The organism is Tepidibacillus sp. HK-1, assembly GCF_001748485.2.
GTDB lineage: Bacteria > Bacillota > Bacilli > Tepidibacillales > Tepidibacillaceae > Tepidibacillus_B > Tepidibacillus_B infernus.
In genome coordinates, this window is record NZ_BDGM02000009.1 from 62,820 (window position 1) to 84,809 (window position 21,990).

The 21,990-nt window shown below is 37.3% G+C and carries 17 protein-coding genes and 1 riboswitch; of the genes, 13 read left to right on the forward strand and 4 right to left on the reverse strand.

The annotated features are described in order from the left end of the window. Positions 1-88: 88 nt before the first annotated feature. Positions 89-1,558: an N-acetylmuramoyl-L-alanine amidase family protein gene (locus BEN26_RS06380; RefSeq protein ID WP_069800784.1), complete on the forward strand. Its 1,470-nt coding sequence runs from the start codon at positions 89-91 to the stop codon at positions 1,556-1,558. Between the two features lie 25 nt (positions 1,559-1,583). On the opposite strand, the gene BEN26_RS06385 is transcribed toward BEN26_RS06380, so the two are convergent. The 3 genes from BEN26_RS06385 to pyc form a co-directional block, all read right to left on the reverse strand. Then, on the reverse strand, positions 1,584-2,477 hold the full coding sequence (locus BEN26_RS06385; protein WP_069800783.1) for a cation diffusion facilitator family transporter: 894 nt from the start codon (positions 2,475-2,477) through the stop codon (positions 1,584-1,586). A gap of 118 nt (positions 2,478-2,595) precedes the next feature. Beyond that, complete coding sequence (locus tag BEN26_RS06390) at positions 2,596-2,994, reverse strand: thioesterase family protein (RefSeq protein ID WP_069800781.1); 399 nt, start codon at positions 2,992-2,994, stop codon at positions 2,596-2,598. A 27-nt stretch (positions 2,995-3,021) separates the two neighbouring features. Further along, positions 3,022-6,489, reverse strand: coding sequence for a pyruvate carboxylase (pyc, locus tag BEN26_RS06395; RefSeq protein ID WP_069800779.1), 3,468 nt, complete (start codon positions 6,487-6,489; stop codon positions 3,022-3,024). A gap of 242 nt (positions 6,490-6,731) precedes the next feature. On the opposite strand from pyc, the gene fabI reads away from it, so the two are divergent. The 9 genes from fabI (at position 6,732) to BEN26_RS06440 (ending at position 15,794) form a co-directional block, all read left to right on the forward strand. Then, positions 6,732-7,505, forward strand: a complete 774-nt coding sequence (fabI, locus tag BEN26_RS06400) for an enoyl-ACP reductase FabI (RefSeq protein ID WP_068725898.1) — start codon at positions 6,732-6,734, stop codon at positions 7,503-7,505. 129 nt (positions 7,506-7,634) lie between these two features. Further along, positions 7,635-8,180 (forward strand): hypothetical protein, encoded by a 546-nt coding sequence (locus tag BEN26_RS06405; RefSeq protein WP_069800777.1) that lies wholly within the window; start codon positions 7,635-7,637, stop codon positions 8,178-8,180. Between the two features lie 330 nt (positions 8,181-8,510). Further along, positions 8,511-9,203, forward strand: coding sequence for a response regulator transcription factor (locus BEN26_RS06410; protein ID WP_069800774.1), 693 nt, complete (start codon positions 8,511-8,513; stop codon positions 9,201-9,203). Continuing rightward, entirely contained in the window at positions 9,200-10,594 is a 1,395-nt protein-coding gene (locus BEN26_RS06415) for a sensor histidine kinase (RefSeq protein WP_069800772.1), read from the forward strand. Before BEN26_RS06410 ends, BEN26_RS06415 begins: the two co-directional genes overlap by 4 nt. Before the next feature lie 45 nt (positions 10,595-10,639). Beyond that, positions 10,640-10,795: a YitT family protein gene (locus BEN26_RS14285; RefSeq protein WP_399168097.1), complete on the forward strand. Its 156-nt coding sequence runs from the start codon at positions 10,640-10,642 to the stop codon at positions 10,793-10,795. A gap of 123 nt (positions 10,796-10,918) precedes the next feature. Continuing rightward, entirely contained in the window at positions 10,919-11,152 is a 234-nt protein-coding gene (locus BEN26_RS06425; protein ID WP_068725886.1) for a FeoA family protein, read from the forward strand. A gap of 16 nt (positions 11,153-11,168) precedes the next feature. Next, the gene (gene feoB, locus BEN26_RS06430) at positions 11,169-13,169 is read left to right on the forward strand and encodes a ferrous iron transport protein B (RefSeq protein ID WP_069800770.1); all 2,001 of its coding nucleotides are present in this window, start codon (positions 11,169-11,171) and stop codon (positions 13,167-13,169) included. 199 nt (positions 13,170-13,368) lie between these two features. Next, positions 13,369-13,557, forward strand: coding sequence for a FeoB-associated Cys-rich membrane protein (locus tag BEN26_RS06435; protein ID WP_069800768.1), 189 nt, complete (start codon positions 13,369-13,371; stop codon positions 13,555-13,557). Positions 13,558-13,685: 128 nt separating this feature from the next. Then, the gene (locus tag BEN26_RS06440) at positions 13,686-15,794 is read left to right on the forward strand and encodes a TaqI-like C-terminal specificity domain-containing protein (protein ID WP_069800767.1); all 2,109 of its coding nucleotides are present in this window, start codon (positions 13,686-13,688) and stop codon (positions 15,792-15,794) included. A 57-nt stretch (positions 15,795-15,851) separates the two neighbouring features. Here the strand turns inward: BEN26_RS06440 and BEN26_RS06445 are convergent, their stop codons facing one another. Next, the gene (locus tag BEN26_RS06445) at positions 15,852-17,114 is read right to left on the reverse strand and encodes a dicarboxylate/amino acid:cation symporter (RefSeq protein WP_069800765.1); all 1,263 of its coding nucleotides are present in this window, start codon (positions 17,112-17,114) and stop codon (positions 15,852-15,854) included. An 83-nt stretch (positions 17,115-17,197) separates the two neighbouring features. After that, positions 17,198-17,340, reverse strand: a riboswitch (cyclic di-AMP (ydaO/yuaA leader). A 293-nt stretch (positions 17,341-17,633) separates the two neighbouring features. On the opposite strand from BEN26_RS06445, the gene BEN26_RS06450 reads away from it, so the two are divergent. Genes BEN26_RS06450 through dsrO form a run of 3 tightly spaced genes read left to right on the forward strand, consistent with a single transcriptional unit; the run spans position 17,634 to position 21,990 of the window. After that, the gene (locus BEN26_RS06450; RefSeq protein ID WP_069800763.1) at positions 17,634-20,696 is read left to right on the forward strand and encodes a molybdopterin dinucleotide binding domain-containing protein; all 3,063 of its coding nucleotides are present in this window, start codon (positions 17,634-17,636) and stop codon (positions 20,694-20,696) included. Positions 20,697-20,714: 18 nt separating this feature from the next. Then, complete coding sequence (locus BEN26_RS06455; protein WP_068725873.1) at positions 20,715-21,377, forward strand: TorD/DmsD family molecular chaperone; 663 nt, start codon at positions 20,715-20,717, stop codon at positions 21,375-21,377. Then, positions 21,370-21,990 carry a sulfate reduction electron transfer complex DsrMKJOP subunit DsrO gene (gene dsrO / locus BEN26_RS06460; protein ID WP_068725871.1) on the forward strand — a complete coding sequence of 207 codons (621 nt, stop codon included), beginning with the start codon at positions 21,370-21,372 and terminating at the stop codon, positions 21,988-21,990. The genes BEN26_RS06455 and dsrO overlap by 8 nt, the downstream gene beginning before the upstream one ends.

Here is a 21,990-nt window from a genome sequence, read left to right on the forward strand (position 1 = left end):
TAATAGAAAAGAATTGAGGAAAGTGAGTTGGTTAGAGAAAACGTCGTTTTATGTCAAAAACAAAAATGAGAATAAGAGAGGTAGAAACATGGAGAGACGACGCATTTTATTTCTTTTTTTGATCTTCTTGTTTCTTCTTGTACCTAGCGTTGTAATGGCTGCTGAGAAACCGATTCAAATTTTAATCGATGGGAAGGTTGTTTTATCTGATGCTCCACCTATCATGACTAATACCAGTCGTGTCATTGTTCCTGTTCGAGTGATATCCGAAAACCTTGGCTATTACGTCACCTATGATAGTAAAAAGAAAGAAGTAAATATTGTGAGTGGTCAAGATCGAATTAGATTTGTCCTTAATCAAGCAACATTATGGAAGAATGGGACAAAAATTGCATTAGATGTAGCACCCATTTCTAAAAATGGCCGTTCCTTTTTACCCATTAGAGCAATATCTGAAAATTTTGGTGCTCATGTGAAATGGGATGCATCAACTCAATCTGTTGCGATCGATACCAAGGTAGACACAGTTGTGCCACCATCGGAAACTGGAAATGAGCAGAATGGTCAAGAACAAACAACGGATAAGCCAACAGATACTAAAGAAGAACCTAGCCCAGTAGATGAGACTACTAATGATGAAACAAATCAGAAACCAAATCAGGAAAATCAAAATGATCCATCTCAGCTAGAAGAAATTGCACCTTCAAATGAATTACAAACGATTGTTCAAGATGGGACAAGCCTTATCATTGAAACAAAGGAAACAGAATTTACTCACAAATTAATCGAGTTAAACCAACCTAACCGTTTAGTGATTGACCTTGAGGGGATGATTCTCTCACCAAACTTAAAGTCACCTGAGATTGCAGAGAACGAGCTCTTTAGCGCTGTGCGTTATAGTCAATTTCAACTAAATCCAGATCAAGTCAGAATTGTTGTCGATTTAAAGAAGAAAGTAGATTATAGCATAGAGAAAAGGGACAACCTCTTGATCTTACAGATGAAACCAAAGGTTTTTAAAGTTGTGATTGATGCTGGCCACGGCGGAAAAGATCCAGGTACATCAGGAGTAAGTGGTACAAGAGAAAAGGATTTTAACTTAGCGGTTGCTCTATTAGTCAATACACTATATCAGAATAACCCAGAGGTTCAAGTGATCATGACTAGAGAGTCGGATACCTATCCAACATTAGATGAGCGTGTGGAATTAGCAAATTCCTTGGGTGCTGATTTATTTATTTCGATCCATGCCAATGCGATGCCTGGAAAACCGGACGTAAGTGGAACAGAAACCTACTATACACGTGAAGAGAGCAGGTTCTTTGCTCAATTGATTCATCCTTACCTTGTAGAAGCAACAGGTTTTAATGATCGCGGAATAAGAACTGCTGGTTTTAGAGTGATTAAATATACGACCATGCCAGCTGTCTTATTGGAATCTGGTTATTTATCCAATAGTGGGGATGAAGCAGCTCTCTTTACGCCAGAAACCCAACAACGAATTGCTCAAGCGATCTTCAAAGCAATCAATGAATATTTTGGAATAAAAGAAGCGTGATCGCTTCTTTTTTTTTTGTAACCAATCAAGTTGGGTCACTGGTACTCACCTCAATGGGTTCAACATGAACATGAACACGTTGAACGTCAGGAAATTCTTTCATTAAACGTTTTTCAATGATTTCAGTAATTTCATGACTTTCTACTACATTAAGGGTTGGCCTTACACCAATAGTAACATCTACAATGGCGATACTTCCTTGTTTTCTTGCCTTGATATCTTTAACGATCTTTACTTCTTTTATTGTCTTTACTGTGGTCTTCATATGATTTAACCGTTCATATTCAAATCCATCGGATAAATTATGAGAGCTTTCTGTGAAGATTTCCCAAGCGGTTTTGATAATAATAACACCAACACCAAAAGCAGCTAGTGGATCTAGCCAAGGGAGGTTAAATTGGGCACCAATAATTCCTACAGATGCACCTATACTAACAAAGGCATCAGAACGATTGTCTAGGGCTACTGCCTTTAATCCATCACTTTGGATTTTTTCTGCTAATTTTATATTATAGCGATAGACCAGCAACATGACTAGTGCGGAAAATAGGGCCACCCAAGCTGTAATCATTTGTGGTGTTTCGATTTTTGGTGAGAATAGGTTACGTACAGAGTTGTATAAGACATCAATTCCCACGACAAACATAATGAAGGAGGTTACCATGGAAGCAATAGTTTCTGCCCGAAGATGGCCATATGTATGGTCTTTATCTGGAGGGATTTTAGCAATCTTGAAACCAACCAAGACTGCAATCGATCCAATAATATCTGTTGTATTATTTAGCCCATCGGCAATGAGAGCTTTAGAATTAAAAAGATATCCAATCAATAATTTCAAAATAGATAGGGAGACATAAGCAATAATACTGATCCAACTTCCCCGCTCTCCTCGTTCAATTTGACTGATTTTGTCGTTCATTCGTTTCTTCCTCCAAGCTAGATTCATTTTCTTAGCCATTGCTTAGGTAAACAATCTATATTATGAAGGAAATCCGGGAATGACACCCCGGATTTTTTCCTATATTATTAAAAATAACTTATTCTTTACCCTTATTCTTTACTCTTGAAAGAAATTTTTCTTCTTCAACAATATATCGTTCATGGGTACCTTCACCAATCAATCCAACCTCATCATAGGCCTCAACTTTAAAGCTTAATCGTTTTCCATTGATTGCAATTAATTCTGCCCTTGCTTCTACTTTCATTTCCAAGGGAGTTGCAGCGACATGTTTTACCTGAAGTTCTGTACCTACTGTTCCAAAACCTTCAGGCAATGAAGAGTGAACGGCATTCATCGCTGCACCCTCCATGAGCCCAACCATTGCTGGTGTAGCAAATACTTCTAACTCTCCACTACCATACGTTTTAGCTGTATTAGTATTGTTAACGATGGATTGTTTAGTACCTGTCATACCAATTTGTAAATGAAATTCCATTAAGATTCTCCTTTTTGCAGAGTTCTGTTATGACTCATTTTTAACATATTCAAACTCTAGAAGCAAATCGTTGCTTTCAATTGTATCCCCAGGTTTGACATAGATTTCTTTTACGATTCCATCATTCGAAGCTTGAATCGTCGTTTCCATCTTCATCGCCTCTGTTACAATCATATAATCACCCTTATTCACCCGATCCCCTGGTTCAATTATTACTTTTAAAACTTTACCTGGCATTGTTGCGCCTACATGTAGCGGGTTATTTCGTTCAGCTTTTTTTCTTTTTTGAATGGCGATGCCTGTATGTTCATCCCTTACTGTAACTTCTCTTGGAATCCCATTTAATTCAAAATAAATCGTTCTTGATCCGTCTTGTTGAAGCTCGCCAACGGACGTTAGCTTAATCATCAAAGTTTTCCCTTTTTCTATTTCAACTGCAATTCTTTCACCAGGTCTCATTCCATAGAAAAAGGTGGGGGTATCTAAAAACGATAGGTTGCCATATTCCTCAATATATTTTTCTTTATCAAGAAAGACTTGAGGGTATAAAATGTAGGATAGCACTTCTTTATTGGTTGGTTTTCGATGTATTTTTTGTTCTAGCTCTTCTTTTGTTTTAGAAAAGTCAACTGATGGCAACAGCTCACCAGGGCGACAAGTAATATAATCTTTTCCTTTTAAAATAATCTCTTGTAAACGTTTAGGGAATCCTCCATAAGGTTGACCAAGATAGCCTTGAAAGAATTGAACAACAGAATCAGGAAAATCAAGCTGTTCACCCCGCTCATAGATATCTTTTTCCGTTAAGTGGTTTTGTACCATGAATAAAGCCATGTCACCAACTACTTTTGATGAAGGGGTTACTTTGACAATGTCGCCAAACATTTTATTAACTTTTGCATACATATCTGCTACTTCATCAAAACGATCTACTAGTCCTACAGCAATAGATTGCTGTTTTAGATTGGTATATTGTCCCCCAGGCATCTCATGTTTGTAAACTTCCGTGCTACTTGACTTTAACCCACTTTCAAAACAAGCATAGTATGGGCGAACATCTTCCCAGTAATGATCTAGCATTTGCAGGTTATCTAAATCTAATCCAGTAGATCTTTCGTTATATTCTAATGAAGCAACTAAAGCATTTAGACTTGGTTGAGAGGTAAGACCAGACATTGAACTTAATGCCGTATCAACAATATCCACTCCTGCTTCGATCGCTTTTAAAAGCGTTGCTTGGCCATTACCTGAGGTATCATGTGTATGAAGGTGAATAGGTAAACCTACTTCTTCTTTGAGTGTTTTAATAAGCTTATAGGCTGCATAGGGTTTTAATAAGCCAGCCATGTCTTTGATGCCAATGATATGAGCTCCTGATTTTTTCAATTCTTTAGCGAGGTTGATATAGTATTGTAACGTATATTTATCCTTTGTCGGATCAAGAATATCACCTGTGTAACAAATGGCTGCTTCTGCTATTTTTTCATTCTCTCTAACGGCATCGATTGAAATTTGCATTCCCTTAAGCCAATTTAAACTATCGAAGATACGGAATAGATCGATACCTGAATCCGCCGATTCTTTAATAAATTCTTTAATCACATTGTCAGGATAATTAGTATAACCTACAGCGTTGGCTCCTCGGATTAACATTTGAAATAGTATATTAGGGATTTTTTCACGAAGCTGATGCAATCTATCCCAAGGGCATTCTTTAAGAAAACGCATGCTAGTATCAAACGTTGCACCACCCCACATTTCGAGGGAAAAAATTTCAGGAGCTAATTTTCCGGTAGCCTCTGCAATTTTAAGCAGATCGTAGGTACGGACACGAGTTGCTAATAAGGATTGGTGAGCATCACGAAAAGTAGTATCAGTTATCAGCACTTTTTTCTGTTGCATCACCCATTTGATCAGACCATCAACTCCATATTGATCTAAAATCTGTTTGGTTCCATCAGGATAAGGGAGTTTGATGGAAGTAGCTGGTATTCTTGGTTTATGAAAGCTAGGTTTTTTATCTTTTTTTGGTAGGTTTGGGTACCCATTCACTGTAATATGACCAATATAGGAAAGAAGTTTGCTTGCTCGATCTTGTCTTGGTGGTAAATGAAACAATTCAGGATGGCTATCAATAAAAGATGTATCATAATGACCATTTAAAAAGTTCGGATGTTGAACAAGATTTTCTAAGAATAAAATATTTGTTTTTACACCACGGATTCGAAACTCTTTTAAAGTACGTAACATTTTTGATGCTGCTTGTTCGAAGGTATTAGCATAGGTGGATACCTTAACGAGCAAAGAATCATAGTGAGGTGTGATGTAAGCCCCGGCAAAACTATTTCCTGCATCTAGTCTAACACCAAAACCACTTGCAGAGCGATAGGCAACAATTCTTCCAGTATCAGGCATAAATCCGTTCTCTGGATCTTCAGTTGTCACACGGCATTGGATTGCATAACCATTTTTAGTAATCTGATTTTGAGGAGGAATGCCCATTACTGAATCATCAAGGGCATACCCTTCAGCAATTTTAATTTGGGCTTGAACAATATCAATACCAGTAATTAGTTCGGTAATAGTATGTTCAACTTGAATGCGAGGGTTTACTTCAATAAAATAAAACTTTTGATCGGGAGTTACCAAAAATTCAACAGTACCAGCATTGATATAATTCGCTTGTTTCATGATTTTTAGCGCTGCTTCATAGATTTCATTTCGTAGATTTTCTGTCAAAGAGAGGGATGGAGCGATCTCGACAACCTTTTGATGGCGTCGTTGGACAGAACAATCTCTTTCAAATAAATGAACTGCATTGCCATACTGATCTGCCAAGACTTGAACCTCAATATGTTTTGGGTTTTCGAGATATTTTTCTAAATAGACTTGAGAGTTTCCGAAAGCTGAAAGGGCCTCGGAACGAGCTCTTTCCATTGATTCTTCGAGTTCTGCCTGATTTCGAGCAATTCGCATCCCCCGTCCGCCCCCTCCAGAAGCGGCTTTAATCATAATCGGATACCCATGTTCATTTGCGAAAAAGATAGCTTCCTGTAATTGCTCGATAGGGGTTTCAGTACCTGGGACGACTGGTATATTGGCTTCAATGGCTAAACGTCTTGCTTCCACCTTATCACCAAACATTTTGATATGTTCTGGGTTTGGGCCAATAAAAACAATACCTTCTTCTTCACAGCGCCGTGCAAACTCACTATTTTCAGAAAGAAAACCGTATCCCGGGTGAATGGCATCCACATTATGACGTTTAGCAATCTCAATAATCCCTTCAATATCAAGATAGGACTCGACTGGCCCCTTCCCTTCCCCTACCAGATAGGCTTCGTCAGCCTTAAAACGATGCAAAGAGACCTGGTCTTCCTCGGAATAAATGGCAACAGTGCGTATATGAAGTTCTGTACATGCACGAAAAATACGTATCGCAATTTCCCCTCTATTTGCTACCAAAACTTTTTGAAATGGACGAATTTGTGCCATGTCTAATCCCCTCTCCTTTCTTTATTGCTTTACTATAACATAAATTTTAATAAATATTTTAAATTGAGATACAAAAAGAAGCAAATAGAATATTTACACAAAAAATTTTAAAAGGTTGAAAAATGAACAGATTGAGCATAATTAGCTTGCATGAGGTTTACATTTAAATAAGGTTCATGTAAAATTATTAGTATATATTAGTATCAGGTACTAAAAGTAGAAATGAAAGAGGGTGAGTTCCCATGTCGGGACAGATTTTAAAAGGTAAAAATATCTTAGTAATGGGTGTTGCAAATAAACGTAGTATTGCATGGGCGATCGCTAATTCGTTATACCGTGAAGGAGCACGATTAATTTTTACATATCAAGGTGAACGATTTGAAAAAAATATCTTAGAGTTGGCAGAAGAAATGGACAATAAACTGATTTACCCTTGCGATGTTACTAAGGATAAAGAGATTAGTGCCCTTTTCCAATTTCTAAAAGAAGAAGTTGGCGTTTTACATGGAGTTGTTCATAGTATTGCACATGCGAAAGTAGAAGAATTAGAGGGGAAATATGCCAATACCTCTCGAGATGGCTACTTGATGGCTCAAGAAATTAGTGTGTATTCTTTAGTTGCTGTTGCACGTGAAGCCGAGAAGTTAATGACCGAAGGCGGTAGCATTATAGCCATGACCTATCTTGGTGGAGAACGAGTGGTTCAAAATTATAATGTAATGGGAGTAGCAAAAGCTGCTTTAGAATCTAGTGTACAATACTTAGCCAATGACTTAGGGCCAAATCAAATTCGCGTAAATGCCATATCAGCTGGACCTATTCGCACACTGGCCGCAAAAGGTGTCAAAGATTTTAATACTATTCTTCATCAGATTGAAGAAAAAGCTCCACTTCGAAGAACAACAGATGCTTCAGAGGTTGGAGATACGGCTCTATTTTTAATGAGTGATTGGTCTCGTGGCATTACAGGTGAAGTCATCCATGTAGATAGTGGATATCATATTTTAGGATTATAATCTAAACTTAAAAAATGTAAATCTTAACATGATCTTGATATTTCTAAAAAAAGTTCTGAAAATCCCTTGGTTAAGATAATAGTGGAAGCTAGCTAGTTTCCCAATTTATCTAAGAAAGGGAGATCAAATATGAAATTACAAAAAGTTTTATTTGCAAGTGCACTAGTTGGAGCAATGGGAGTAGGGGCGATGATTGGTCCAGTCGTAAGCCAAGCAGATACTACACCTGTTACAGCACCAGCACAAGTGCAACAACCAACAAACTGGCAACCAATGGGAATGCGTATGGGACAATATTTTGCTGGTTCCATGCATGAGATTGTTGCTGAGAAAATTGGTATCACAGCTGATGAGTTATATGCACAAAGAACATCAGGAAAATCAATTGAACAAATTGCAGAAGAAAAAGGTGTTACAACCGAGCAACTTCTTGAAGTTTTAGTTGCTGCAAAAACCGAACAATTAGATCAATTAGTTAAGGATAAAGTGATTACTGAAGATCAAAAGAACTACATCCTTGAACGAATGAAGGTAAATATGGAAGCTGCAATCACAAGAACAGAAGTTGGCTCTAGAATGGGTGGTCAATGGAATGGTCAAGGCATGCGAGGAGCAGGTAGAGAATTTGGTGGTGGCCCACGCTGGTCAGTCAATTCTTCAACCAGTTCCAACTAATTAAATCACACATAATATGTTTAGCCCTGGAGTTTAACTTCAGGGTTTTTCAAAAAGATAAGCAAGTATAACTTTCTTCCACTTGTCATTTAAGGGTTTGTATATTCCATAAGCAGCGACATAGCGTGACTAGCAGCTTTATCTGTGTAGCACGACTTGTACACTTTGTGTGCCTTCAGAAGTGCCCTTCTCTCCGTAATCTTTATTCATATAAGGGCACGGATGACGGAGCGCGATGGAATATACAAACCTTTTCTTAATAGTATTGATTTAAAAATGTAGATTTTGAAGATAAGATAAGGGAAAAGGAATGTTTTGGGGGACTTTGCCATGAAGAAGACAATTTTAATCGTGGATGATGAAACAAAAATTCGGGAGATGGTTAAAACCTTTTTAATCAATGAGGGCTATGATGTATTAGAAGCAAGCAATGGTTATGAAGCTTTTGATCAAATAAAAAATGGAAATATTGATTTAATGCTTTTGGATTTAATGATGCCTGGAATGGATGGGCTTCAAACATTAAGGGAAGTAAGAACAACTTATAAGAAAATGCCTGTTATTATGCTTACGGCTAAGACTGACGAAGTAGATAAGCTGTTAGGTTTGGAGATGGGGGCTGATGATTATATTACAAAACCATTTAGCTTACGGGAGTTAGTGGCAAGGATGAAAGCCGTTCTACGCAGAACCCAGCCTGATGAGGAAGTGGAAGAGGATTTTATGATCAGAGGGGAAATCAAGATTTTTCAATCTAAATTTGAAGTCTATGTTGCCGAAAAGAAAGTAAATTTAACCCCAACAGAATTTAAAATATTGGTTGCCTTAGCGCAAAAGCCTGGCAGAGTCTATAGTCGTTTGCAATTGATGAATATTGCCATGGGAGAAGCTTATGTGAACTATGAACGGTCTATTGATACCCATGTAAGCAATCTGCGGAGAAAAGTAGAAGAAGATCCAGCGAATCCTAAATATATTCAAACTGTTTATGGAATTGGCTATCGATTTGGGGGAGACCTATGAGACTACAAACAAAGTTAATTATTGCTTTTAGTAGTATCGTCATCGTCATGGCCTTATTACAATCCTTATATTTTCAAAATCGAATTGGAACTGTTTTTGAGAATTATGTGAGCCAGAATGAAAGTACAAGAATTCAGGTTCTAAAAGAGATGTTGCTTAATTACTATGACTATTACCAATCATGGGATCAGATACAAGAACAATTGGTAGATAATCCATTCCAATATAGGGCTCGTAGAGGGCCTATGTGGGCAAATAGTCAAAATAGTATTGGGATGGAAAACCTAGAAATAATCGTTGCTAACCAACAGGGTATTGTCGTTGGAGATACCCAAAATAAATGGTTAGGCAAATCGGCAAAAGAAATCTCTGGGATTCATGAAGACCTAATCCTAAATGAGAACAAGGTTGGAGAACTAATTATTAATCGTGATAAGAGTAATGGCTTGACTACATTAGAACAACAATTCATGAATTCGATGAATACTTCCATTCTTTTTGGCACCTCGATTGCAGTCGTGATTGCTGTTTTATTGGGGTTATTTTTTTCAAAAACGATGACGAAGCCACTTTCTCTATTGATGACAGGAATTCACCATTTGTCAAAGGGCGATACCTCTTATCGAATTCAAGTGAAAACAGAGGATGAATTTCATCAACTGGCTAATGCCTTTAATGAAATGTCAGCAAAATTAGAACGAAATGAGGAAGTAAGGAAAAACCTAGTAGCAGATGTGGCCCATGAATTAAGGACACCCCTTTCTATTTTAAGAGGAAAGTTAGAGTCGATTCAGGAGGGTGCTCTTGAACCAAGCCCGGAAGTTATTGTGCAATTAAATGATGAAGTATTTCGCTTATCAAGGTTAGTGAATGACCTTCAACAGCTTACATTAGCTGAAGCAGGGAAGTTACCCCTTAACAAAAGTAGGATGAATCTTAATGAATTGATTCAACGAGTGATTGATCATTTTGAATGGTTGGCAGAAGAAAAACAGATCGATTTGGTATTTAAAAAAGGCCTAAACCCATTAATTGAGATCGATGCTGACCGTATTACGCAAGTCATCATTAATCTGTTAGGTAATGCACTCCGTCATACGCCTGAACATGGTAAGGTGTTGGTTGAGATAAGCCCACATTCATACAATTCAAATCTAGTGATTAAGGTAATGGATAGTGGCCCTGGAATAGATGAAGAATTCCTTCCCTATATCTTTGAGAGATTTTATCGAACTGATGCGTCAAGATCTCGTGATCAGGGGGGAACCGGCTTAGGCTTATCTATTGCTAAAGGGTTTATTGAAGCACATGGTGGAAAGATTTCAGTAGAAAGTAAAAAGGGCAAAGGAACGACCTTTTTTATTGAGTTACCAAGGGGGAACCATTATTAGTATGTTTGTTATTTCTATTTTTGTTGATTTGTTTGATTTGATTCAATTGGCCGCTTCATCCTTTTCTTGAATATGATCGTACTAGGAATCACCGCATGGGTATTTGGCTTAAGCACCTTTCTGTATACCTTGGTTAATCTTTTCGTAATTACAACGACGATTGATCTATTAAAAACAAAACAGAGGGAAAAGGGATTATGAAAAAAAACCATTCATTCACAAAAATTTCACAATTAAATAAACGGTAAAGGGTATACATACAATATTTTTCATCATATAATGTAATTGAGAATGATTATTACTACTAAATAGTTGGTGAGTGGAATGAAATTAAATTTAGCTCAATGTAGAGTTGGGGAAAAAGTAAGAGTTAAATCATTACATATGAATGAAAATAAACAAAGGCGGCTAATGGACATGGGACTTTTGCCGGGAACTGTGTTAGAAGTGTCTAGAATTGCACCGTTTGGCGATCCAATGGCGATTAAAGTACGAGGTTTTCAGATGAGTTTTCGCAAAAAAGAAGCAGAAGAAATTCTTGTAGAGTTTGTAAAATGAATTTGAGGTGTAAGAAATGACAGTATATGCATTAGCTGGAAACCCGAATGCAGGAAAAACATCTTTATTTAACCTGCTAACAGGAACAAGGCAATATGTTGGTAACTGGCCTGGTGTTACGGTGGAGAAAAAGGTTGGCTATATGAAATACAATGATTCAGTAGAGGTAGTGGATTTACCTGGAGTATATAGCATTTCTCCATTTTCAATTGAAGAAAGAGTGGCGAGTCAATTCCTGGTTAGCGAAGAGTTTGATGCACTGATTAATATTGTTGATGCATCAAATCTTGAGAGGAATCTTTATTTTACTTTACAACTATTGGAATTTGGCAAACCTGTGGTCATGTCTTTAAATATGATGGACGTAGCCAAAGCGTATGGTATTTCGATTGATGTAGAGAAAATGGAACAACGCTTAGGTATTCCCATTATTCCAATGTCGGCACGAAAAGGGGAAGGATACCAAGAATTTATTAAGGTGATTCAATCTCCTTTGTCTCCTCCTCAATTTGAATTAAAGTATGATCCTCAGATTGAAGAGGCACTGAGACAAATTGAGTCGATCATCGGTCAATTACCTGAATTTAAAAATCACAACTACCGCTGGATTGCATTGCAGCTTTTAGAAGGTAATTCAGTTGTTGAACAACTGGTTCAAAATGATCAAAATCGAGAAGCAGTTGAATCGATTAAACAGCAATTGCAAACTAAATTTAATGTGCCTGTCTTACAAGTAATTCGTGAAGAGCGTTATCGCTGGATCGGCCAATTATTAGAAGAAGTGATGGTAACAGAATCTATTTCAAGAAGGACATGGACAGAACGAATTGATGCGATCGTCACTCATAAATATTTAGGAATCCCATTATTCCTATTCTTTATGTTTTTAACCTTCCAAGTCACATTCTCTTGGGTTGGAACACCATTACAAGATATATTAGATGGTTGGCTCAGTGGGCCAATATCTGAAAGTGTAACACAATTTCTAATTTCCATTGGTGCTACACCTTGGTTACTTCAATTGGTGGTTGATGGGATTATTGCAGGAGTAGGCGGAGTTCTTGTTTTTGTTCCACAAATTTTTGTGTTATTCTTGGTCATTTCCTTTTTAGAGGATTCCGGTTATATGGCAAGGGCTGCGTTTATTATGGATAAGGCGATGTCATCCATCGGATTAAATGGAAAAGCCTTTATTCCCATGATCGTCGGGTTTGGTTGCAATGTACCAGGTGTGATGAGTGCAAGAACCATTGAGCAACCAAAAGAAAGACTAATTACAATTCTTTTAAGTCCTTTTATGTCTTGTTCTGCTAGATTAGCAGTCTATGCGTTATTTGTTTCCGTTTTCTTTAGACAGTATCAAAGTCTGGTTGTTTTTTCTTTATATCTATTAGGTATTGTTTTTGCTATTTTACTAGGCTTTATTTTTAAACGCTTCTTACTAAAAGAAGAAGAGAGCTTGTTTGCCATTGAGTTACCACCCTATCGCATACCAATGGTAAGAAGCTTATTATTAAGTACCTGGGACAAAGGGAAGAATTTTATTAAAAAAGCAGGGACAATTATTTTTAGTATGGCGGTATTAATCTGGTTTTTGGCTAATTTCTCGTGGACGGGTATGGTAGAGATGAATGAAAGCTTCCTAGCTGATCTAGGAGGAATCATAGCACCTATTTTTGCCCCATTAGGTTTTGGTACTTGGCAATCAGGAGTCGCCCTGATTAGTGGGTTTATGGCAAAAGAAATCGTTGTTTCAACCATGTCCATTGTTTATGGTGCTGGCGGAGGGGAAAGCATCGCCCAATTAGCTGCAATTATTCAAAGTACCTTTACTCCAGTCTCTGCTTATGCATTCATGGTCTTTGTTTTACTTTACACACCATGTATGGCTACTATCGTGGTGATGAAAAAGGAAACTGGTTCTTGGAAGTGGCCATTATTTTCAATAGGTTATAGTTTTTCTATTGCGTGGATTTTAGCGTTCATTATTTATCAAGTAGGAAATCTATTAGTCTGAATTGTACTTTGTAAGTGAATGATTGTATATTCCATATCAAATAAGATGGAAGGGATAAAAATGATCGGTTCAATTCTTATCACAGCTGTGATTGTGGCTTATAGTGGTTACATTCTTTTTAAGGCAACAAAAAAGAAAGTGAAAGGTGATTGTTGTTCAACCCATATGGAAACTGGAAAGAGAAAAGGGAGAGGGTAAAATGACTACCTATCTTATTTTAACTGCAATTATAGGATATAGTAGTTGGATACTTTATCGTTCCTTTCAAAAATGGCGTGCTGGGAAAAGCTGCGATAGTTGTTCAGGCTGTGCGGTAAGTGGGAACTGCCCAGTGCAACAATTGAAAGCAAAAGAGGTTCCGCTCATTCTTAATCAGAGAAAAATATAACAATCACTGGGGAAGGGAAATAACCTTCCTTTTTTGTTTGGTCGGAAATGAAATGAAAAACTGGAGTCTACTTAGCGATTATGGTACGTTGAAAGAGGTATGAAAATCATATGTGAGGTGCTAAATCATTGAGCCAAACACGACTAGAACAAAAATATATTCATATAGATGAAGTCGCTCATTTGCTTGCTGTTTCAATGGCCACAGTCCGAAATTGGGTGAAGACCGGAAGATTACAAAAAGTGCTGAAGAAAAATCGGGATACTTTATTTCAAATAGAGGAAGTTTTAAAGTTAAAACATGAAATCGAAACAGGCAAAACAGAACGATTAAAAAGTAGAAGAAATAAAAAAGCAGTGAAAGGGAACTTTATCCCAACTGAATATGTTACTTATTCTCCCTACCTTTCGTACGCTGAACAAATCATTGAAATAGCAAATAAAATTCAACATAAGGAAAAAGTCCGTCTTATTTTGTTTGAAATTGCGTTAAATCTACTATTTGTACAGGGGAAGATAGAGACTCATATCACACAAAACGATAGTAGTTTTACTGAACTCATAAGTAAAGACCAGCTTTCCCTTCAGAAGTATGAACTGATTCTGGAGTCCCTCTTTGATTATAGAAATGGTAACATTCAGGAGTCTGATTTCATTGCTTTACAAAAAATTAGACAGTTACATATTCCATTTATTGAAGGAGATGACTTTTTAGGATTAGTTTATATGTCTCTCTCTAATTTAGGAAAAAGAAAGAATAGTGGAAGTTACTACACTCCTTCTACGATCGTCGATTCATTGGTAGATAAAAGTTTGACCTTTTTTGAAAAGGATAAACTTCCTAAAGCCGTAGATCCATGCTGTGGATCAGGGAATTTTTTAATTAAAATTTTTTTAAGATTAAAAAGCCAATTGCTAGAATCAGGTCATCAAAATATTAAAGAAGTTGAACAAAGAATCATTGAAGAAAGTATCGCTGGTTTTGACATTGATGAAATTGCCGTTGCTTTAGCTCGAATCAACTTAGTTTTGTTGGTTGAATCAGAGATTGATGTACAACCTATTTTGAATATTAGATCCCAAAATAGCTTAGAGGCATATGGCTATCATCTCTTTTCTACGTATGATCAAGATCAGTATGATTTAGTGATTGGAAACCCGCCATGGGGATATCATTTTAGTCAGGACGAAGTGGAATTTTATCGGGATCGTTATTTAACTGCTCAAGGGTCGCTCGAATCTTTTGTCCTTTTCTTAGAAAGTGGAATTCATATGTTACGAGAGAATGGGCTTTTGGCTTATGTACTTCCAGAGTCTCTGCTAAATGTAAAATCTCATGTTCCCATTCGAAAAATCTTGCTTGAGCAAACAGAAATCTTAAATATCACGGTACTAGGTCAGCAGTTTTCAAAAGTATTTGCTCCTGCCATTACTTTAATCGTGAGAAATAGAAAGAGCTCGCCAGACCATCAAATCACTGTCGAAGATGGTGACTTAATCGTTTCTGTTTCACAAAAAAGATTTTTAAACAATGATTTACACATTTTTAATGTCAAATCATCAGATGCAGAAGATCAATTGATTGAACAAATGAAATCACTACCGGGAGTTCAATATTTAAAAGATCATGCAGATTTTGCCTTAGGCATTGTTACTGGGGATAACAAAGCTTATTTATCCCAAGTTAAACCTGTTGGTGGGGAGCCTATTTTAAAAGGAAATGATGTCGATAAGTATAATTATTATGTGGGAAACCATTATATTGTCTTCACCCCAGAGAAATTTCAACAAGTAGCACCTGTTTCTCTTTATCGGGCTAAAGAAAAATTAATTTATCGGTTTATTAATGAAACCTTAACGTTTGCCTATGATCATCAGCAAACCTTATCCTTAAATAGTGCGAATATCCTCATTCCAAGGCTTGAAGGGTATTTGATCAAATATATCTTAGCTGTACTCAATTCGCGGCCGGTTCAATTTTTCTATACCTTATCTTTTTCATCAGTAAAGATTTTGCGCAAACATATTGAATCAATTCCAATTCCCCATTGTGATAAAAAAGAGCAGATGGAGATTGAAAAATTAGTTGATCAATTGATGTCAGTTAATAGTCCTGAACAACGCTTAGAACTGTATGAAAGAATCGATGATCGAATCATGGGATTATACCAACTTCATCCCGAACAAAAAGAATATATCAAGAAAAAGTTTAAGCAGGTTAGAAATTTGTCAAGGTGAAACCATTGCAAAAAAAGAAGTGTATTTACCATGTTTTGTAAATACACTTCTGATTTTTTAACCTGCCAATTCAGTTTCTTGATAATCAAGTTTTCCTTTTGTAGGTTGTTTCATATGTTTTTCCTCCGTTTTGGCCACCACAACTGCACAAGTGGCATCTCCTGCCACATTGATCGAGGTTCGTAACATGTCAAGAATACGGTCAACTCCTAAAATGAGTCCAATTCCTTCTACAGGCAAACCAACTGATTTTAACACCATGGTTAGCATAACTAATCCTACTCCTGGGACAGAAGCGGTTCCAATACTTGCAAGTGTTGCAGTTAATACAACAGTTAACAATTGACTAAATGTTAAATCAACACCATATACTTGAGCAATAAATACAGTGGCAACCCCTTGCATAATCGCTGTTCCATCCATATTGATCGTTGCACCTAATGGTTGAACGAAGGAGCTAATCGATTTTGGTACATTTAGGTTTTCTTGAGCAGCTTTCATCGAAACGGGTAATGTCGCACTACTGCTTGAGGTACTAAATGCAACCGCCATCGCTGGGAAAAAACCTTTAAAGAAACTGATTGGATTTTGTTTAGCGATCAATAAAAGAGAAGAACCATAGGTAACGATAGCGTGTACAAATAATGCAGCGATGACAACCGTCATATATAGTCCCATTGCTTTAATTGCAGTTAATCCTTGCTTGCCAATGGCAGAAGCGATTAAAGCAAAAGTACCATATGGAGCAAATCTCATCACAAGATGAACAAGATACATCATAATCTCGTTTCCTTGTTCCACAAATTCAAGGAAGCGATTTGCTTTTTTCCCTAGCGCAACAATGCCAATACCGATAAAGACTGCGAACGTGATAAGTGGTAGCATATCTCCGTTTGCCATGGATTGTATCGGATTTTTCGGAATGATGCTTAACAAGGTGTCGATGACAGGGGGCGCTTCTTTCCCTTGGAAGGTTGCTTGCTCAGTACCAAGATTCCACCCTGCACCTGGCTGAATCACACTTGCCAAGGATAACCCGATCGTAATTGCGATCCCAGTTGTAAGAAGGAAAAAACTAATCGTCTTTGTTCCAATTCGGCCTAGCTTTTTGGGATCACCTATTCCAGCTGTACCAAGGGTTATCGAGAAGAAAACGATTGGTACCACTAACATACTGATTAAGTTTAAAAAGATTTTTCCAATTGGCGTTAGCAAATATTGGTCTACATATGGAAAAGAATCTGAAGCAAACAAATTAAATAATAAACCAAAGACCCCACCAACGATTAACGCAATTAAAATTTTACCTGTTAATTTCATACATTTCCTCCTTTTTTTTCATTTTTATAGAAATAAAAAGCCACAGAAGGGCTATGCTCTTCTATGGCTAGAAAAAACGACCATCCTTCTCCCTATACGCTTACGAGGTTAGCTGTCGGATTCGGACGTGAGAGTCGCCCTACCTATTTTAAGGATTCACCCCTAGTGACCAATTTCATCACAGAAATGGTTCCCCCGCTCAAGTTTGATTCAGCATAGAAATATAAAGTTATAATAAATTTTATTGTTTTATATTAAAAATGTCAATGGCTATTCCTCCAATTATTTCCTGAAAGTGTAAATAAAAGTGCAACTAAACTTGGTTTAGACTATATGCCAAAATGTCATCGTTAAGGACATTTTTGCATGAAAAAAAGAATATATGGGAATCAGAATATGCTTTGAAGCCTAATATCTGACTGGTTAAAAATTTGGCATGGGTTTTGCATCTCATTTTACACAAGACAAAACTACAAAGATCAAAAACTAAGATGTTATAAGAATGGGGTGGTTTGTTTTATGAAATTGAATCGTAGGAACTTTTTGAAAGCATCAGCCCTCATTGGTTCTTTAAGCGTCTTTGGAATTGGATTAAGTAAGGTAACCGCAGATGAAACCTTTCGTCCAATGTCCAATCGAGTAAAGAGCTCAACCAAGACAGGGCAAGTACCAGAAGCTAAGGTAGATCTAAAGACAGGAAAAATTGAATTAAATCCAGATATTGTCATGAGGAACAGCGTTTGTCTTGGCTGTTTTAGTGATTGTGGCAACCGCTTAAAAATTGATAAGAAAACAGGTCAGATCATCAAAGTTTTTGGGAATCCTTATCATCCAAGTGCGGCTCAAAATCCAATCAAATACGATACTCCATTATTAGAAGCTTATCTATCTGCTAGTCGCTACGAGGAAAAGGGAATTACCAATCGTGCTACGGTTTGTCCAAGAGGGAATAGTGCATTTGAAGCGACATATGATCCTCAACGAATCTTAGTTCCATTAAAACGAAATGGGAAAAGAGGAGAAGGGAAATGGAAGCCGATCTCTTATGAGGAATTGTTAAATGAAACCGTAAATGGTGGGAAATTGTTTAGTGAAATTGGTGAAGATCAAGAGATTGAAGGACTTAAACAAGTTCGTGACTTTAAGACATTAATCGATCCTAAGCGCCCTGAGCTTGGAGCAAAGGTAAACCAATTAGTTGTGCTTGGAGGTCGTTATGATGGAAGAACAGATTTTGCAAAACGATTTCAACAGGCTTATGGTACGGTCAATATGTATGGCCATACAGGAATCTGTGGTGGTGCAAGAAGGATAGCTTATCAAGCCTTCTTGGATGAGTGGAAAAAGAGCCCACATATGAAGCCGGATTTTGATGAGTCAGATTTTATCATTTTCTTTGGGACAGCACCTGGCCAAGCAGGAAACCCATATCAACCAATAATTAAGAAAACGAACAAAGCCGCGACAGAAGGACGTTTGCAGTTTGCTGTTGTTGATCCAGTTCTTCCAAATTTGACTGGAACTCAAGCAAAATGGATTCCAATTAAGCCGGGCTATGACGCTGCACTAGCGATGGGAATGATTCGTTGGATCTTTGAAAATAATCGCTACAATGAAAAATATTTATCTGCAGTAAATAAAGAAACAGCTGCTTCGATTGGTTTCCCAAGTTGGACGAATGCAGCCTACTTAATTATTGATGATCCAGCTCATCCTAATTATCGCAAGTTTTTAAGAGCGAATGAGATTGGATTAGGTACGGAAGAAGAATACGTTGTTATTGATCGCGATACCCTTCAACCATCTACAGATAAAAAGAGTAAATGGGGTCAAATTTTATTCAAAGGTGAAATTCAAGGACAAAATGGCAATCCCATCAAAGTAAAGACCTCTTTAATGGCTTTAAAAGAGAATGCAGAGAAATATACTTTACAACAATACAGCGAAAAATCCGGTGTTCCAGTAGAAAAAATAATCTGGTTAGCTGATGAATTCACAAAGCGCGGAACACGTGTTGGGATTGATCATCATGGTGGACCATCCATGCATCCGAATGGTTTTCATAATAGCTTATCAATCATTCTATTAAATGCATTGGTAGGTAGTGTGAATAAAAAAGGTGGAATGAGTAAAAGTGCAGGTGGTTACAAAACCTTTGATGAGAGCCCTAAATATAATCTGCTTGGTTTCCCTGAAAAGCCAAAACCTAAAGGCGTTCGTATAGCAAAAGATAAGTTTGCCTATGAGAAAACGACAGAATATAAAGAAAAAGTAGCTAGAGGAGAAAATCCTTATCCAGCAAAAGAACCATATTATCCATTTGCCCAAGCAATGATGCAAGATATTATTCCTGCTACGATAAAGGGATATCCATATAAAGCAAAAATCTTAATCAACCATCAAATGAATCCTTTCTATACAACACCTGGACTCTATCAAAAGGATTTTATTGAAGGAATCAAAGATCCAAAGAATCTACCCTTAATTATATCTATTGATGTAATAATGGGTGAAACAACAGCTTTTGCTGACTATATTGTACCAGATACTGTTTTCTATGAAAGCTGGGGATTACCAAGTATATGGAATGGAATGGTCAATAAGGTTTCAGCTACTCGTTGGCCAGTGGTTACACCAAAAACACCAAAACTACCAGATGGGCGTCACCTCAATATGGAAACTTATCTTATTGATGTGGCTAAAATGATTGGAATGCCTGGTTTTGGTGATCAAGCAATCCCTGGTGCAGATGGTAAATTATATCCACTGCATCGTCAGGAAGACTTCTATTTAAGAGCGATTGCCAACATTGCTTATGATGAAACACCAGTCCCTGATGTAGATCCAAGTGAAGTGCAGTTGACTGGAATTGATGAAATGTTAAAAGGAAGTGAACAATCACTCACAACTGAAGAGTGGAAAAAGGCTTTATATGTCATGGTTCGTGGGGGGCGTTTTGAGCCACACGAAAAGGCATACCAAGGAAATGATCTGAAATATAAATATCCTAAGATATTAAATATTTATAACGAAAGTGTTGGTTCAACACGTGATTCCATTACAGGTGAATATTTTGAAGGAACCGGTACCTTTATTGAACCAGCATTTAGCGATGGAACGCCAATCCAAAAGGAATACCCAGAATCAGAGTGGCCATTTACCTTATTCTCTTACAAATCAAGATTTAGAAGTACCTCTACGTTAGCTAATATTAGTAAATTAAGAGATGTGAAAGAAGCCAACCAAATTCAAATCGCAAGGTCTGATGCAGAGCGTTTAGGCATTCATGATGGGGACCAAGTAAAAATAGTGACACCAACAGGAGAAGCAACAGGAGAAGCGAAAATCCGTGACGGCTTAATGCCGGGTAGTATTGCGATCGCCTTTGGTTATGGCCATTGGGAATATGGTAGCAAGACCTATGAGGTTGGTGGAAAAGAAGTAAAAGGAAATAAAAAAATTGCTGCTGGGATCGCATTAAATCCAATCGCTCATAGAGAAAAGAACGGAAATCTTGTTAATGATCCAGTAAGTGGAGCTATTTCTAGAAATGATACAAGAGCAAAGATTGTCAAACTATAACATCTAGGAGGGGTAAGAATGTTAAGTATTGGTGAAATTACAGCACGTGAACACATCTATCAATTTTTAACATCGATGCTATTAAAAGAACCAACTCCTGAATTGATTCAGGGGTTGGTGGATACCCTTCCGTATTTAAAAGAAATCTTTGCAGAAGAGGTATCCTTTGATGAATGGGATCAAATTATACAAAACTATCAAAATGGCGTAAAAACGATTGAAGAGTTACAACAAGACTTTTATGATTTATTCTTCGTACCTACATCAGGAAGATATTCACCTGCTGTTGAATCGATTGTGATCTACAACAAAATGTGGGGCGAAATTGAAGTGGAATTAGCGAATCGTTATGAAGCTGCTCAATTTGTTCCAGAAAACTTAGATATTTATACACCATTTAAGCAATTAGGAATGTCTGATCTTTTTGGTTATCAATTGGGGTACATGGCACACCTTTGCGGAATGGAAACCTATTCTTCCATGGATGTAAGAGGGAAAATTCAAGAGGAAGAGCTTGGAATGCTAGAACAGCATCTCATACCGTTTATTGCAAAATATCGTGAATCCTTTGATTTAGATGCACAAGGAACCATCTACCGAGTTCTGATTGAATTGATTCAGCAATTTATTGAGATGGATCGAGAGTTGATTTTAAATAGTGGGGTGATCAGTTATGCCTAACCAACAAGTGGAAGAACGCAAAAAGAGATATGCCATGGTGGTGGACGTAGCCAAATGCAGCGGATGCGACGCATGTACAATAGCATGTAAAGTAGAAAATAATGTACCTGATGGGGTTTTTCGTACTTGGGTAAAGGAAATTGAAGTAGGAACTTTCCCAGATGTAAAGAGAGCCAAACTACCAAGATTGTGTAATCATTGTGAAGAAGCTCCCTGTGAAAAAGTTTGTCCAGTAGAAGCAACATGGCGTACAGAAGACGGAACCATTCTGATTGATTATGATCGTTGTATTGGTTGTAAGTATTGTATCACTGCATGCCCATATGAAGCGAGATATGTAAATTCACTTACGAAAACCGTGGATAAATGTACATTCTGCTATCACCGTGTAGAAGAAGGATTAGAGCCAGCATGTGTTGCCACCTGTGTAAGTGGTGCAAGAATTTTTGGTGATTTGAACGATCCTGACAGTTTAGTTCATCAATTAGTTGCAACTAAGAATACACAGGTATTAAAACCTGAAATGGGTACCAAACCACAAGTTTACTACATCGATGCTGATGGAACCCTTATGAACTCCGATTATACTGCCTTAAAGAAAGGGGAGAAATAA

What these genes read in the sequence shown, in the direction of transcription:
- BEN26_RS06445 (WP_069800765.1), bottom strand. Translation starts at nt 17,114, where the DNA reads ATGAAATTAACAGGTAAAATTTTAATTGCGTTAATCGTTGGTGGGGTC.
- BEN26_RS06380 (WP_069800784.1), top strand. Translation starts at nt 89, where the DNA reads ATGGAGAGACGACGCATTTTATTTCTTTTTTTGATCTTCTTGTTTCTT.
- fabI (WP_068725898.1), top strand. Translation starts at nt 6,732, where the DNA reads ATGTCGGGACAGATTTTAAAAGGTAAAAATATCTTAGTAATGGGTGTT.
- dsrO (WP_068725871.1), top strand. Translation starts at nt 21,370, where the DNA reads ATGCCTAACCAACAAGTGGAAGAACGCAAAAAGAGATATGCCATGGTG.
- pyc (WP_069800779.1), bottom strand. Translation starts at nt 6,489, where the DNA reads ATGGCACAAATTCGTCCATTTCAAAAAGTTTTGGTAGCAAATAGAGGG.
- feoB (WP_069800770.1), top strand. Translation starts at nt 11,169, where the DNA reads ATGACAGTATATGCATTAGCTGGAAACCCGAATGCAGGAAAAACATCT.
- BEN26_RS06425 (WP_068725886.1), top strand. Translation starts at nt 10,919, where the DNA reads ATGAAATTAAATTTAGCTCAATGTAGAGTTGGGGAAAAAGTAAGAGTT.
- BEN26_RS06405 (WP_069800777.1), top strand. Translation starts at nt 7,635, where the DNA reads ATGAAATTACAAAAAGTTTTATTTGCAAGTGCACTAGTTGGAGCAATG.
- BEN26_RS06450 (WP_069800763.1), top strand. Translation starts at nt 17,634, where the DNA reads ATGAAATTGAATCGTAGGAACTTTTTGAAAGCATCAGCCCTCATTGGT.
- BEN26_RS06410 (WP_069800774.1), top strand. Translation starts at nt 8,511, where the DNA reads ATGAAGAAGACAATTTTAATCGTGGATGATGAAACAAAAATTCGGGAG.
- BEN26_RS06455 (WP_068725873.1), top strand. Translation starts at nt 20,715, where the DNA reads ATGTTAAGTATTGGTGAAATTACAGCACGTGAACACATCTATCAATTT.
- BEN26_RS06415 (WP_069800772.1), top strand. Translation starts at nt 9,200, where the DNA reads ATGAGACTACAAACAAAGTTAATTATTGCTTTTAGTAGTATCGTCATC.
- BEN26_RS06435 (WP_069800768.1), top strand. Translation starts at nt 13,369, where the DNA reads ATGACTACCTATCTTATTTTAACTGCAATTATAGGATATAGTAGTTGG.
- BEN26_RS06390 (WP_069800781.1), bottom strand. Translation starts at nt 2,994, where the DNA reads ATGGAATTTCATTTACAAATTGGTATGACAGGTACTAAACAATCCATC.
- BEN26_RS06385 (WP_069800783.1), bottom strand. Translation starts at nt 2,477, where the DNA reads ATGAACGACAAAATCAGTCAAATTGAACGAGGAGAGCGGGGAAGTTGG.